This window comes from Streptomyces sp. NPDC002138 (assembly GCF_040296485.1).
Lineage (GTDB): Bacteria > Actinomycetota > Actinomycetes > Streptomycetales > Streptomycetaceae > Streptomyces.
In genome coordinates this window covers 152,000-164,803 of record NZ_JBEOXE010000008.1, presented here as the reverse complement: position 1 = coordinate 164,803, position 12,804 = coordinate 152,000, and the positions used below count along the sequence as shown (strand labels likewise).

Annotated in this window: 15 protein-coding genes; 9 read left to right on the top strand and 6 right to left on the bottom strand. The window is 74.3% G+C overall.

Annotated elements, in window-relative coordinates; genetic code table 11:
* Window positions 1-120 precede the first annotated feature (120 nt).
* Window positions 121-1,446 (top strand): alpha/beta fold hydrolase, encoded by a 1,326-nt coding sequence (locus ABT084_RS07815; protein ID WP_351039243.1) that lies wholly within the window; start codon window positions 121-123, stop codon window positions 1,444-1,446.
* Window positions 1,447-1,617: 171 nt separating this feature from the next.
* Here the strand turns inward: ABT084_RS07815 and ABT084_RS07810 are convergent, their stop codons facing one another.
* Entirely contained in the window at window positions 1,618-2,175 is a 558-nt protein-coding gene (locus ABT084_RS07810; protein ID WP_351039240.1) for an MBL fold metallo-hydrolase, read from the bottom strand.
* 112 nt (window positions 2,176-2,287) lie between these two features.
* Between ABT084_RS07810 and ABT084_RS07805 the strand changes: the two genes are divergently transcribed.
* The 3 genes from ABT084_RS07805 (at window position 2,288) to ABT084_RS07795 (ending at window position 4,594) form a co-directional block, all read left to right on the top strand.
* Window positions 2,288-3,043 (top strand): PIG-L deacetylase family protein, encoded by a 756-nt coding sequence (locus ABT084_RS07805; RefSeq protein ID WP_351039237.1) that lies wholly within the window; start codon window positions 2,288-2,290, stop codon window positions 3,041-3,043.
* Between the two features lie 65 nt (window positions 3,044-3,108).
* The gene (locus ABT084_RS07800) at window positions 3,109-3,942 is read left to right on the top strand and encodes an enoyl-CoA hydratase/isomerase family protein (protein ID WP_351039234.1); all 834 of its coding nucleotides are present in this window, start codon (window positions 3,109-3,111) and stop codon (window positions 3,940-3,942) included.
* A 79-nt stretch (window positions 3,943-4,021) separates the two neighbouring features.
* A complete protein-coding gene (locus ABT084_RS07795; protein WP_351039232.1) occupies window positions 4,022-4,594 on the top strand; it encodes a DUF1707 SHOCT-like domain-containing protein in 573 nt (190 codons plus the stop codon).
* A gap of 141 nt (window positions 4,595-4,735) precedes the next feature.
* On the opposite strand, the gene ABT084_RS07790 is transcribed toward ABT084_RS07795, so the two are convergent.
* Window positions 4,736-5,749, bottom strand: coding sequence for an SDR family oxidoreductase (locus ABT084_RS07790; RefSeq protein ID WP_351039230.1), 1,014 nt, complete (start codon window positions 5,747-5,749; stop codon window positions 4,736-4,738).
* Between the two features lie 149 nt (window positions 5,750-5,898).
* On the opposite strand from ABT084_RS07790, the gene ABT084_RS07785 reads away from it, so the two are divergent.
* From ABT084_RS07785 to ABT084_RS07775, 3 genes are read left to right on the top strand one after another with little or no spacing between them, the layout of a single operon-like run.
* Window positions 5,899-6,873: an NADPH:quinone oxidoreductase family protein gene (locus ABT084_RS07785; protein ID WP_351039227.1), complete on the top strand. Its 975-nt coding sequence runs from the start codon at window positions 5,899-5,901 to the stop codon at window positions 6,871-6,873.
* Window positions 6,870-8,051 (top strand): acyl-CoA dehydrogenase family protein, encoded by a 1,182-nt coding sequence (locus ABT084_RS07780; protein WP_351039224.1) that lies wholly within the window; start codon window positions 6,870-6,872, stop codon window positions 8,049-8,051. The genes ABT084_RS07785 and ABT084_RS07780 overlap by 4 nt, the downstream gene beginning before the upstream one ends.
* Window positions 8,048-9,160 carry an acyl-CoA dehydrogenase family protein gene (locus ABT084_RS07775; protein WP_351039222.1) on the top strand — a complete coding sequence of 371 codons (1,113 nt, stop codon included), beginning with the start codon at window positions 8,048-8,050 and terminating at the stop codon, window positions 9,158-9,160. The genes ABT084_RS07780 and ABT084_RS07775 overlap by 4 nt, the downstream gene beginning before the upstream one ends.
* 69 nt (window positions 9,161-9,229) lie before the next feature.
* Here ABT084_RS07775 and ABT084_RS07770 read toward each other — a convergent pair whose 3' ends face one another.
* Complete coding sequence (locus ABT084_RS07770) at window positions 9,230-9,658, bottom strand: MarR family winged helix-turn-helix transcriptional regulator (protein WP_351039219.1); 429 nt, start codon at window positions 9,656-9,658, stop codon at window positions 9,230-9,232.
* Between the two features lie 4 nt (window positions 9,659-9,662).
* Window positions 9,663-10,082: an SRPBCC family protein gene (locus ABT084_RS07765; protein WP_351039216.1), complete on the bottom strand. Its 420-nt coding sequence runs from the start codon at window positions 10,080-10,082 to the stop codon at window positions 9,663-9,665.
* A 399-nt stretch (window positions 10,083-10,481) separates the two neighbouring features.
* On the opposite strand from ABT084_RS07765, the gene ABT084_RS07760 reads away from it, so the two are divergent.
* The gene (locus tag ABT084_RS07760) at window positions 10,482-10,856 is read left to right on the top strand and encodes a tyrosinase family oxidase copper chaperone (RefSeq protein WP_351039213.1); all 375 of its coding nucleotides are present in this window, start codon (window positions 10,482-10,484) and stop codon (window positions 10,854-10,856) included.
* Window positions 10,857-10,922: 66 nt separating this feature from the next.
* A complete protein-coding gene (locus ABT084_RS07755) occupies window positions 10,923-11,789 on the top strand; it encodes a tyrosinase family protein (RefSeq protein ID WP_351039211.1) in 867 nt (288 codons plus the stop codon).
* A 126-nt stretch (window positions 11,790-11,915) separates the two neighbouring features.
* Here ABT084_RS07755 and ABT084_RS07750 read toward each other — a convergent pair whose 3' ends face one another.
* Together ABT084_RS07750 and ABT084_RS07745 are read right to left on the bottom strand one after the other, a co-directional pair.
* Window positions 11,916-12,197, bottom strand: a complete 282-nt coding sequence (locus ABT084_RS07750; RefSeq protein WP_351039208.1) for a chaplin — start codon at window positions 12,195-12,197, stop codon at window positions 11,916-11,918.
* 114 nt (window positions 12,198-12,311) lie between these two features.
* Window positions 12,312-12,644: a hypothetical protein gene (locus tag ABT084_RS07745; RefSeq protein WP_351039205.1), complete on the bottom strand. Its 333-nt coding sequence runs from the start codon at window positions 12,642-12,644 to the stop codon at window positions 12,312-12,314.
* Between the last annotated feature and the right edge of the window lie 160 nt (window positions 12,645-12,804).

Here is a 12,804-nt window from a genome sequence, read left to right as displayed (position 1 = left end):
ACGGGAGACCGGCCGGCTCCGCGCGGCAGACATCAGCCCCGCCGGCGTTCTAGGCGCCGCCGGAGGCACGGGAACGCCCACCCGGGACGCAATCCACCGCACCGACCTTGGGATCCGTACGTGACCAACACCAGCCACCGCCCGGGCCAGAGCTACCGTCAGCCCGGCGTCGTCCTCACCGACCACCACTTCACGGTCCCGCTGGACCACGACCGCCCGGACGGCGAGCACATCGAGCTGTACGCCCGCGAGGCCGTGGCCACCGGCAAGGACCCGGCCTCCCTGCCGTGGCTGCTCTACCTGGAGGGCGGCCCTGGCTTCGGCGCCCGCCGCTTCACCGGCCGTCAGGCCTGGCTGGAGCGGGCCCTGGACGAATTCCGGGTGCTCTTCCTGGACCAGCGCGGCACCGGCCGCTCCACCCCCGCGAACCGGCAGACCCTCCCGCTGCGCGGCGGCCCCGCCGAGCAGGCCGAGTACCTCGCGCACCTGCGTTCCGACGCGATCGTCCGCGACTGCGAGGCCATCCGTCCCGCCCTGACCGGCGGCGCGCCCTGGACCGTACTCGGCCAGAGCTTCGGCGGGTTCTGCGTCACGCGCTACCTCTCCACCGCTCCCGAGGGCCTGGCCGCGGCCCTGATCACCGGCGGTCTGCCCGGCCTCGAGGCCTCCGCCGACGAGGTCTACTCCGCGGCGGTCCCGCGCATCGAGCGCAAGAACCGGGCGCACTACGCCCGTTACCCGATGGACGTCGAACGTGCCCGCGCCATCGCCGCCCACCTCGCCGAGCACCCCACCGAACTCCCCGGCGGCCACCGGCTCACCCCCGAGGCCTTCCAGTCCCTCGGCATCCTCCTCGGCGGCGGCGACGGCAGCCACCAGCTGCACTACCTTCTGGAGGACGCCTTCGTCCGCACCCCCGCCGGTCCGGCCCTCTCGGACGCCTTCCTGGACGGCGTACGGCCGCTGCTGTCCTTCGCCGGGCACCCGCTGTACGCGCTGCTGCACGAGGCGATCTACGCCCAGGACCCCACCACCCCCACCGACTGGGCCGCCGAGCGGGTCCGCGCCGCGCACCCCCGCTTCGACGCCGCCAAGACCCTGGCCGGCGACGAACCGCTGCTCTTCAGCGGCGAGAGCATCCACCCCTGGCACTTCACCACGGACCCGTCCCTGGTACCGCTGCGCGCGACCGCCGAGGTCCTCGCGGCCCGCACCGGCTGGCAGCCCCTCTACGACCCGGCGCGGCTCGCGGAGAACGAGGTGCCGGTCGCCGCCGCCGTCTACCACGACGACATGTACGTGGACACCGCCCACTCCCTGGCCACCGCCGGGGCGATCCGGGGCCTGCGCACCTGGGTGACGGACGAGTTCGAGCACGACGGGGTCCGCGCGGGCGGCCCGCGCGTCCTGGACCGGCTGCTCGCCCTGGTCCGCGACGAGGCCTGAAGCGGCCCTAGGGGGTGTCTGACGGATGTCCGCGGCGTCGCGGCGCCCGGCACGCGCTCTCGCCGCACCGACCGAAAACCCGAGTACGTCCAGTACACGGGCCTCCGGTCGGCGCACCGAGAGCACGCACCGGACACCCCTCCTTCCCCACGCACATCCGTCAGACACCCCCTAGGAGACGGGCCGGGCCCCGCCCTCCGGCGGGTCGACGAAGGCGCGGGTCAGGTGCGCGGTGGCCAGCAGCGCACCCCGCCCGGCGGCCCGCGCCAGCAGCTCCGCACGGGAGGCGCGGGCCGTCGCGGGGTCGCGTTCGCGGGAGTACGCGATCGCCGGGTCCGCCAGCTGGACGGCGTGCACCAGCGCGTCCCCGGTGACCACCACGTCCCGCCCCCGCCCGTCGGCCGCCGCCACCAGCACCGACTGGTGACCGGGGGTGTGCCCCGGGGTCGGCAGCAGGGTCAGGCCGTCGCCGAGCCGGTGGCGCCCCTCCACCTCGTGCAGCTGTCCGGCGGCCCGCAGGGGATCCACGGCCCAGTGGCGCACCGGATCCGCCGCGGGCAGGGCGGCGACCTCGGCGCGCTGGACGACGTACCGCGCGGCGGGGAAGAGCGGCTCGCCCGCGGCGTCCGGGAAGGCCTGCCGCGCGGACTCGAAGAAGGTGCCGGAGGCGTCCAGCAGGGCCGTGACCCGCCCGTACCGCTCCGTCAGCGGCGTCGCCGCGGCTGTCACATCGCGCCCGTCGGCGCCGCCGTCGCGCCCGTCATGCCCCGCCCGTCATACCGCTCCCGTGTCCGTCAGATTGACGGTCCGTCCGCTCGGTCCGTCGCCTATCGTGCGCATCATGACCGATGAACCGAATCAGCTGGAACCCATGCCCACCGACTGGCAGCGGGCGCTGGCCGTCGTCGCCCACCCGGACGACCTGGAGTACGGCGGCGCGGCCGCGATCGCGGACTGGACGGACGGCGGCCGCGAGGTCGTCTACGTGCTGGCCACGCGCGGCGAGGCCGGGATCGACGGGATCCAGCCCGCGGCGTGCGCCTCGCTGCGGGAGGCCGAACAGCGGGCCAGCGCGGCCGTCGTCGGCGTATCGACGGTGGAGTTCCTGGACCACCGCGACGGGGTGGTCGAATACGGCCCCCGCCTGCGCCGCGACATCGCGGCCGCGATCCGCCGCCACCGCCCCGAACTGGTCGTCACGCTGAACCACCGGGACACCTGGGGCGGCGAGGGCGGCGGCGGTTACTGGAACACCCCCGACCACCGGGCGGTCGGCCGGGCCACGCTGGACGCCGCCGGCGACGCGGGGAACCGCTGGATCTTCCCCGAACTCATCAGCGAGCAGGGCCTGGAGCCCTGGGGCGGGGTGCGCTGGGTGGCGGTGGCCGGTACCGCCACGCCGACGCACGCGGCGGACGCCGGGCCCGGGTTCGAGCGGTCGGTCGCGTCGCTGCTGGAGCACCGCGCGTACATCGAGGGCCTGACGGACGAGGACCCCGAGGCCTACGCGCGCGGCTTCCTGACCGCGAACGTCGAGCGGACGGCGGCCCGGTTCGGCGGCCGTCCCGCGGTCGCGTTCGAGGTGTTCCCGCGCTGACCCTTCCCCCGGCGGAGCACTCGACCTATTCTGACGCATCGTCAGACATGAGGGAGGGGTCGGGCGTGATCGACACGCTGTCCACGGAGATCGCGAAGGGTGGGGAACGCATCCGTCTGGAGGTCGCGGACGGACTCGCGGTCCTCACCCTGTGCCGTCCGGAGAAGCTCAACGGCTGGAGCTGGGAATCGACCCGCCAACTCGGCCTGCTCGCCGACCGGATCCGCTTCGACGGCTCCGTACGGGCGGTCCTGCTGCGGGCCGAGGGGCGGGCCTTCTGCGCGGGCATCGACGTCACCGCCCCCGGCGGAGCGATCACCGGGGCCTCGGCCGCCGAACGCACCCGCAACTACTACGAGGGCATCCGCTGGGTGCACGAACGCTTCGCCGTCCTGGCCCGGCTCCCGCAGCCCGTGGTGGCCGCCGTCCAGGGCTACTGCCTCGGCTTCGGCTTCGAGCTGGCTCTGATGGCGGACATCCGGGTCGCGGCTGACGACGCCGTCTTCGCGCTGCCGGAAGCCGCGCTGGGCGTGGCGGTGGACGCGGGCGGCGATCTGCGGATCGCCCGCGAGGCGGGCGCGGGCTGGGCCAAGATGCTGGCGCTGACCGGCCGCCGGATCGACGCCGCGACGGCCGAGCGGCTGCACCTGGTCCAACTGGTCACCACCCGGGAGGCCTTGGACACCGAGGCGCGGGCACTGGCGGCGGAGATCGCGGCCAACGCCCCGCTCGCCGTCCAGGGCATCAAGCGGGCGGTCGACGCCTACGCCGACGCGGCCCTGCCGGGCGCCCTGGACCGGGTCGCGATGACGGCCGCCCTGACCCTGACCTCGGAAGACAGCCGCGAGGGCTACACGGCGAAGGCCGCCCGCCGCCCGGCCCGCTTCGAAGGCCGCTAGGCGTGTGAGAACCGCCGCCAAAAGGGCTCGCCCCCACCGGCGGTGACGCGTGGGTGACGGCTGCGGCAAAATTCGTTGTATGACTCAATCGTATGGGCAGGGGCTCTCCGCGTCCGAGGACCGGACGAACACCAGGGCGGCGGACAGCGACCGGGACGCGGCGGCGGAGCGGTTGCGAGTGGCCGCCGGGGACGGGCGGATCGATCTGGCCGAGCTGGAGGAGCGGCTGGAGCAGGTGTACGCGTCGAAGACGTACGCGGAGTTGGACGCGCTGGTCGCGGATCTGCCGGCCGTCAAGGGGGCGGGGGCCGAGACGCTGTTGCTGAAGACACACATGGCCGCGATCAAACAGACCGGCCCGTGGGTGGTGCCGCCGCGGATCGTGGCCGAGTGCAAGATGCTGAACATCCTGATCGACTTCACGCAGGCGAGCTGCCGGCACCGTGAAGTGACGCTGGAGGTCTCCTGCGGGATGGGAACCGTGCAGGTCGTGGTCCCCGCGGGATGGGACGTGCGGATCGACCCGTCCAGCACGAACAGCGGCCGCATCACGAACAAGGCGGTCGGACCCGTGGATCCCACCGCCCCGATCCTGACGGTCGTGGGACACCCGCGGACCGGTCAGATCAAGATCAAGCAGGCGCGTCGTTAGGTCACCCCCCGAGGCCCGCCCCGGACGTGCCGGCACGGGGCGGGCCTCCTCACCACTCCCGGGTGGCCATCAGTTCCTCCACGTCCGTGTCCGCGTCCGCGATCCCGTACGCCGAGGCGAGGCCGCGCCGGGCTCACCGCGTCACGACCCGAAGGGTCCCCGGCGCAGCTGCTCCCGGACCGGGACGACCTCCGGGTTGACCAGGGAGCGGCGCTGCCAGTTCGCGCCGTCCACCACCAGCGTGTGGCCCGTGACGAAGCGGGCGTAGGGGGAGGCGAGGAAGGTCGCGGCCCAGCCGATCTCGCGGGGCCGGCCGACCCGCAGCGCGGGCTGGCGGGCGTCCTTGGCGTCGGGGCCGGCCCGGTCGAGGCCGTCCCGGATGTCCCCGGTCATGTCGGCGTGCGGGAACAGGCCCGGGACCAGGCCGTTGATCTGGATCCCGTACGGTCCCCACTCGACCGCGAGGGTCTCCACCAGGTTCTTCACCCCCGCCTTGGCCGCCGCGCTGTGCGCGAAGCCGGGGCCGCCGGTCCAGGCGTACGAGGCCCCGATGCTGACGATCGACCCCGGCGTACCGGCGGCCAGGTGCCGGCGGCCGAACTCGCGGGTCATGAACCAGGTCCCGGTCAGCGTGATGTCGACGACCGCCCGCCAGGCGTTGGGGGAGAGGTCCTCCGCCGGGCAGGGGAAATTGGCGGCCGCGTTGTTGACGAGCACGTCCGGCAGCCCGAGCGCCCCCTCGGCCGCGTCGAACACCTCCGCGATCCGCTCCGGATCCCGGATGTCACAGACCGCCGCCGTCACCCGGCCCGCTCCGGGGACGGCGGCCAGCTCCTCCCGCGCCGCCTTCAGCTGCTCGGCGCGGCGGCCCGCGATCACCAGGTCCGCGCCCAGCCGGGCGAACTCGGCCGCGATCGCCTTGCCCAGCCCGGTGCCGCCGCCGGTCACCAGGACCACCTGGCCGGCGTACGTACCGGGCGGCAGGGCGGCGGTGCCGAGGGGCGGCGGCCCGGGCAGACCCCCGGGCGCGCGCGGACCGCCGGACGCGCGCGGTCCCCCGGGCGCGCGCGGACCGCTGGATGCGCGCGGACCGCCGGACGCGTGCGGGCCGTCCGGTCCGGACGGGGCGTTCTCGTGGGACTCCAAGGGCTCCATGGGGGCATCGATAGCGCGCGGGGGCTCAGATCACCATGGGTGCGCCCGATCCCGTTGGTCCGGTCCGGACGAACTGGTTCCCAACATGGCAAGCGACCGCTTAGTATGCCCGCGGAGCGTGGTTCCTCGACGGCGGCTGGAGGCCCCGGATGCAGGCATGGCGAGTACATACCCCGGGTGAGCCCCGTGAGGCCATGCGCCTCGAGGAGATTCCCGAACCGGTACCCGGTGAGGGCGAGGTGAAGCTCAAGGTGCTCGCGGCCAACGTCAACTTCCCCGACGCACTCCTCTGCCGGGGCCAGTACCAGATCAGGCCGCCCCTGCCCTTCACCCCGGGCGTCGAGATCTGCGGCGAGACCAAGGACGGTCGCCGCGTCATCGCCAACCCGAGCCTGCCGCACGGCGGTTTCGCCGAATACGTCACCGCCGACGCGCGCGCCCTGCTGCCCGCGCCCGACAGCCTCGACGACGCCGCGGCCGCGGCCCTGCACATCGGCTACCAGACCGGCTGGTTCGGCCTGCACCGCAGGGCCCGGCTCCAGCCCGGCGAGACCCTCCTCGTCCACGCCGCCGCGGGCGGTGTCGGCAGCGCCGCCGTCCAGCTCGGCAAGGCCGCCGGAGCCACCGTCATCGGAGTCGTCGGCGGCAAGGCCAAGGCGGCCGCCGCCGAGGCGCTGGGCTGCGACCTGGTCATCGACCGCCGCTCCGAGGACCTGGTCGCGCGGGTCAAGGAGTTCACCGGCGGCCACGGCGCCGACGTGGTCTACGACCCGGTCGGCGGGGACGCCTACACGGCCTCCGCCAAGTGCGTCGCCTTCGAGGGCCGCATCCTGGTCGTCGGTTTCGCCAGCGGCACGATCCCGGCCCCCGCGCTCAACCACGCGCTGGTGAAGAACTACTCCGTCGTCGGACTCCACTGGGGGCTGTACGCGCAGCGGGACCCGGCGTCCATCCTCGCCTGCCACACCGAACTCACCCGGCTCGCGGCGGACGGCGCGATCGCCCCCCTCATCAGCGAACGGGTCCCGCTCGCCGGGGCGGCCGACGCCGTCCAGCGCGTCGCCGACGGAGTCACCACCGGCCGCCTGGTCGTCGTACCGGCCCTGGACGGAGGCGCCCGGTGATCACCGCCGAGGAACTCCTCGACCGCGTCCGCGACCTGCTCGCCGCCCACCCGCCCGGCGCCACCTCCCGCGGCGACTTCCTGCGCGCCCGTTTCGACGCCGGACTCGCCTGGGTGCACTACCCCGAGGGCCTCGGCGGCCTCGGCGCCTCCCGGACCCTGCAGGCCGCCGTGGACGGCGAACTCGAGGCCGCCGGGGCCCCCGACAACGACCCGCGGCGCATCGGCATCGGCCTCGGCATGGCCGCGCCCACGATCCTCGCCTACGGCACCGAGGAGCAGAAGCGCCGCTTCCTGCGCCCCCTGTGGGTGGGCGAGGAAGTCTGGTGCCAGCTCTTCAGCGAGCCCGGCGCCGGATCGGACCTCGCGGCCCTCGGCACCCGCGCGGTGCGCGACGGCGACGACTGGGTCGTCGACGGCCAGAAGGTGTGGACATCCAGCGCGCACACCGCCCGCTGGGCCATCCTGATCGCCCGCACCGACCCGGCCGTGCCCAAGCACCGGGGCATCACCTACTTCCTGTGCGACATGAGCGCCCCCGGCGTCGAGGTCCGGCCGCTGCGCCAGATCACCGGCGAGGCCGAGTTCAACGAGGTCTTCCTCACCGGCGTGCGGATCCCCGACGCCCACCGCCTCGGCGAGGTCGGCCAGGGCTGGGAGGTGGCCCGCACCACCCTCATGAACGAACGCGTCTCCATCGGCGGGATGCGGATCCCGCGCGAGGGCGGCATGATCGCGCCCGTCGCCGCCGCCTGGCGCGAGCGCCCCGAGCTCCGCACCCACGCCCTGCACCAGCGGCTGCTGGAGCTGTGGGTCGAGGCCGAGGTGGCCCGCCTCACGGGCGAGCGGCTGCGCCAGCAGCTCGCCGCCGGGGTGCCCGGCCCGGAGGGCTCGGGCATGAAGCTCACCTTCGCCCGCCTCAACCAGGAGATCAGCGGACTGGAGGTGGAACTCCTCCGCGAAGAAGGCCTGTTGTACGAGGACTGGACCATGCGCCGGCCCGAGCTCGTCGACTTCACCGGCCGCGACGCCGGATACCGCTATCTGCGCGCCAAGGGCAACAGCATCGAGGGCGGGACCAGCGAGGTCCTCCTCAACATCGTCGCCGAACGCGTCCTGGGCCTGCCCGCCGAGCCGCGCGACGACAAGGACCTCGCCTGGAAGGACCTGGCCCGATGACCTCCTCCCTCGACCTGCTGTACTCCGAGACCGAGGAAGAACTCCGCTCGGCGGTACGGGCGTTGCTCGCCGACCGCTGCGCCCCCGCGGCCCTGCTCGCGCGCATCGAGAGCGGCACCCCGCACGACCCGGCGCTGTGGAACACCCTCGCCTCGGGCATCGGCGCGGCCGGACTGCTCGTCCCGGAGAAGCTCGGCGGCCAGGGCGCGAGCCACCGCGAGGCCGCCGTCGTCCTGGAGGAGCTGGGCCGGGCCGTCGCCCCGGTGCCGTACCTGACCAGCTCCGTACTGGCGACCGCGATCCTGCTCGACTGCGACTGCCAGCACGCGGCCGTCGCCGGGCTGCTCGCCGAACTGGCCGCCGGGACCCTGGTGTCCGTACCGGTCCTGCCGCTCACCCTCGCCCCCGGGGCGCCGCTCGCCGTCGTGGTGCGGGACGCCGGGGACGGGGTGCTCAGCGGCACCGTCACGGCCGTCGCGGACGCGGCCGCCGCCGACGTGCTGCTGGTGCTGGCCGACACCGGCCTGTACGCCGTCCCGGCCGCGGAGGTCCGGATCGCCCCGCAGGTGCCGCTGGACCTGACCCGGCCGCTGGCCGCCGTCACCCTGGACGGGGCCCGCGGCACCCGGCTGGCCGACCCGGCCACCGCCCGCGCCGCGATCGCCGGGGCGCTGCTCGCAGGAGCGGGACTGCTGGCCTCGGAGCAGCTCGGGCTGGCGCAGTGGTGCCTGTCGGAGACCGTGGCCCATGTCCGCACCCGGCACCAGTTCAACCGGCCCATCGGCTCGTTCCAGGCGCTCAAGCACCGCCTCGCGCAGCTGTGGCTCGATGTCGCCTCGGCCCGCGCGGCGGCCCGGGCCGCCGCCGACGCCCTGGCCACCTCCGCCCCGGACGCGCCCCTCGCGGTGGCCGTCGCCCAGGCCTACTGCTCGGGGGTCGCCGTCCGCGCCGCCGAGGAGTGCGTCCAGCTGCACGGTGGCATCGGCATGACCTGGGAACACCCCGCCCACCTCTACCTCAAGCGGGCCAAGGCCGATTCGCTGGCCCTCGGCACGGCGGGCCACCACCGCGCCCTGGTCGCCGACTTCGCCGAACTCCCCGCACCCTGACACCGCCCGCCCCGCAGCCGCCGCGCCCACCGGGCCCGGCGGCTGCGGGGCGCCGGCGGGCGACAGGGCCTAGGACGCGTCCGCCGGGTGGGCGAGGCGGCCCAGCAGGGTGAGGGCGTCGCCCAGCGGGACCGGGCCGAAGAAGGCGGCGTCCGCCTCCTCGACGGCGGCCATCGCGCGCGGGGCCAGCTCGGCGCCCGAGCCGGTGACGCGCAGCCGCTTGGCGCGGGTGTCGGCCGGGTCGACCTCCCGGGCGATCAGGTCCTTCTGCTCCAGGGTGCGCAGCACCTGCGAGGTCATCTTCACGTCGGTCCCCGCCTGGCGGGCGAGGGCCTGCTGGTTGGGGTGCTCGCCCTGCTCGTTCATCCACCAGGTGCAGGCGAGCAGGACGAACTGGACGTGCGTCAGGCCCAGCGGGGCCAGGGCCGCCGCCACGCTGCGCTGCCAGCGCAGCGTGGCGTGCCAGAGCAGGAATCCGGGGCTCTCGCCGGGCTGCACCGCCTCAGCTCCGGGCGGCGAGGGCGGTGAGCGACGCCATCGTCTCGGGCCAGTCCGCGGTGATGCCGGGACCGATCTGCGGGCCGACCTCGTCGGCGCCCGTACCGGTGATCTCCATCCGGTAGACGATACGCGTCCGGCCCTCGGGAAGCGGGGTGAGGGTGTGCGCGGTCCGCAGGACGAGACCGCCCACCCGGGCCTCGTCGGTGAAGGACTCGCCCTGGACCAGATCGGTCACGCGCAGCTCCACCGGGCAGTCCCCGGGCGGGGTCATGGTGATCCCGGCGCCCACGGCGAAGGGGCCCTGGAAGTCGATCCGCTCGATCTCCCCGTTCCAGGCGCCCCAGTTCGGTACGTCCGCCCAGAGCGCCCAGATCGCCGTGGCGGGGGCGTCGGTCTCCACGGTGTGCTCGTAGTCCCACATGAGGATCTCCTCGATCGGCGTCGCGTGTTATCTGTGGACAGATTATCTGCGCGCAGACTATCTGTCCAGAAGCCTGCCGACGGCAGGATCCGGGGAGCCGCGAGGCGGGGGAGCCGTGGCCGACCGGCCGATGCGGGCCCGTGGGCCCCGCCGGCGTCCTCGCCGCGCACCGCGCCACCAGGGACCCGTCCGGCGGCCCCGCGCTCCCCTTCGCCCGCCGTCCCGGGCGGCACCCTACGCGACCTGATCCTCGGCGGACACCCCCTCTACCGGACCCCCGACCGGCCGCAGTGGCCGCCATGCTCCACCTCCCCCCGCCCCGGCCGGTCCCTCGGCGGTGACCTCGCCCGCCGCGGGGCGTTAGACCCCGTAGCGCTGCCACCGAGCGAGGGAGAACGCATGCACGCGGCCACCGGCCCCACCGCCCCACCGACCCGCCGTACGGCGCTCCGTACGGTCTTCACGGCCGCCGTGCTCGCCGTCACCGGCGCGGCGCTGACGCCCGTACTGCGGGCCCGGCGCCCCGTGCAGACGCTGACCCCGGCCCCGCTCGCGGAGGAGACGTACCGCGGGCGGCACATCGCCGTGACACGGGCCGGGATCCACATCGACGGCCGGCCCCTGCACGTCATGCGGCGGGCCGACGGCAGCTACCTCAGCGGGATCAACCACTTCGAGTCCTTCGCGACGCCCCTCGAACTGGCCCGCGCGGCCGTCGACGAACTGGGCACCGCCCAACTGGCGCTCGCCGCGGGCGTCCCGCACCACGGCTGACGCCCGGCGGGGCCGGACCGGACGGCCGGCACCCGACGGGACCACGGGAAAGGGGAGGAAACCGGCGTGTACACCCGGCAGAACCAGAAGAACCTCACCAGCACGCAGAAGAAGCGGTTCACGGCCGCCGTGCTGGAGCTCAAGCGCAATGGCACCTACGACGCGTTCGTGCGGACCCACGACAAGTACTTCGTGCCGGACCGGGACCGCAAACTGCGGGTCGGTCACATGTCACCGTCGTTCTTCCCGTGGCACCGGCGCTACCTGCTGGAATTCGAGAAGGAACTGCGCGCCCTGGACCCCGGCGTCTCCATCCCGTACTGGGACTGGACCACCGACAACAGCCCGGTCTCCTCGCTCTGGGCGGAGGACTTCCTCGGCGGTACCGGCCGCGACGGCGACCACCAGGTGATGACCGGCCCCTTCGCGTACGGGCACGGCAACTGGACGGTCACCGTCGGCCTCACCGAGTCCCGCTTCCTCACCCGCAACCTCGGCCGACCGCAGAACCCCATCAAGCTGCCCACCGCCGCCGAACTGCGGACGGCGCTCGACGACCCGGTCTACGACACGGACCCCTGGGACTCCACGGCCCGGGCGGGCGGCTTCCGCAACAAGCTGGAGGGCTGGGCCGCGCCCAAGAGCGAGCGCTGGCGCAACCACAACAAGGTCCACCAGTGGGTCGGCGGCCACATGACGGGCGGCACGGCCCCCAACGACCCGGTGTTCTGGCTGCACCACGCCTTCATCGACCTCGTCTGGGACCGCTGGCAGCAGCGCCACCCGGCGTCCGGCTACCTGCCCGCGACCCCGCCGCCGGAGTACGACCTCCAGCACGGCCGGGTGATCGCCCTGGACGAGCCGATGCCGCCCTGGGGCATCCCGCCGCGCGCGATGCTGGGCCACGAGGGGATCTACCGCTACGAGACCTGACGGGCACCTGGTCCGGACAGGTCCGGACACGCGCGCCGGACACACGGAAAGGCCCCCGCCGACCGGCGGGGGCCTTCCTCACAAACCTCGGCCCTCACGGCGCCTCGGTCATGTGCGGGGCAGCGATCAGCCGCCGTAGCCACCCTCGGTGTGGTGCTCGCCGTGGCCCGACGCGTTGACGCACGTGGTGCCGAACGCCGGGTTCAGCAGACCGATCACGTTGACGGTGTTGCCGCAGACGTTGACCGGGATGTGGACCGGAACCTGGAGCAGGTTGCCCGAGAGGACACCGGGGGAGCCGACCGCCGCACCGTGCGCATCGGCATCGGCCGCGGCCAGACCGGCGCCGGCGGCCAGGGCGCTACCGGCGGCAGCGGTGACGACGAGTGCCTTCGCGATACGCGACATCAAGATCTCCTCGAGAAAAGGGGGGCGCCGCAGAATCTGCGGCATTTGACATGGCGTACAACGCCGGGACCGCTCCGGAGTCACGGCCGTTGCGCCCACCTGGTGGGGTCCGTACTACCCGGACAGCCGTACGGAGGCGAAATAGGCGGTTACGGGGGCACTCGTCCGGCGCAGTACGTAGGCGACGGGCTCCCCCTTGCAGCCCGGGTCGCGGTACAGCGCGGCCCGCAGGTCCGTCTGGTTCACCACGCCCCGGGACCCGCCGCCCTCCGCCGCGTGGCACCCCTGGACCGCCGGAACGGCGTGGGGCTTGTCGTCCTGGCCGACGTACTGGAAGCCGGCTCCGGCGGCCTGCGCCGGGCCCGCTGCTCCCGCCGCCGCGGCGGCGGCCCCGGCCAGCAGCAGGGCAGGCGCGATGGCAGCCCGGATGGTGTGGTGGATGCGCATGGAGGTCTCGCCCCTCGGGGAACGTCTGGAACGGGTGTGAACGGCCGGTGCGGACGCACCTGCCCGGGGTCCAACCGGCCCGGACCCGCCCGGGGTCACGCCTTGTCACCCGTAGGTGGCTGTGCGACCGTGCGCCCAGGAGCGGAAACAGGCGGAACCA

Coding starts and splice junctions, on each gene's coding strand:
- ABT084_RS07805 (WP_351039237.1), top strand. CDS start 2,288: ATGACCGATGAACCGAATCAGCTGGAACCCATGCCCACCGACTGGCAG.
- ABT084_RS07795 (WP_351039232.1), top strand. CDS start 4,022: ATGACTCAATCGTATGGGCAGGGGCTCTCCGCGTCCGAGGACCGGACG.
- ABT084_RS07790 (WP_351039230.1), bottom strand. CDS start 5,749: ATGGAGCCCTTGGAGTCCCACGAGAACGCCCCGTCCGGACCGGACGGC.
- ABT084_RS07785 (WP_351039227.1), top strand. CDS start 5,899: ATGCAGGCATGGCGAGTACATACCCCGGGTGAGCCCCGTGAGGCCATG.
- ABT084_RS07775 (WP_351039222.1), top strand. CDS start 8,048: ATGACCTCCTCCCTCGACCTGCTGTACTCCGAGACCGAGGAAGAACTC.
- ABT084_RS07765 (WP_351039216.1), bottom strand. CDS start 10,082: ATGTGGGACTACGAGCACACCGTGGAGACCGACGCCCCCGCCACGGCG.
- ABT084_RS07760 (WP_351039213.1), top strand. CDS start 10,482: ATGCACGCGGCCACCGGCCCCACCGCCCCACCGACCCGCCGTACGGCG.
- ABT084_RS07750 (WP_351039208.1), bottom strand. CDS start 12,197: ATGTCGCGTATCGCGAAGGCACTCGTCGTCACCGCTGCCGCCGGTAGC.
- ABT084_RS07745 (WP_351039205.1), bottom strand. CDS start 12,644: ATGCGCATCCACCACACCATCCGGGCTGCCATCGCGCCTGCCCTGCTG.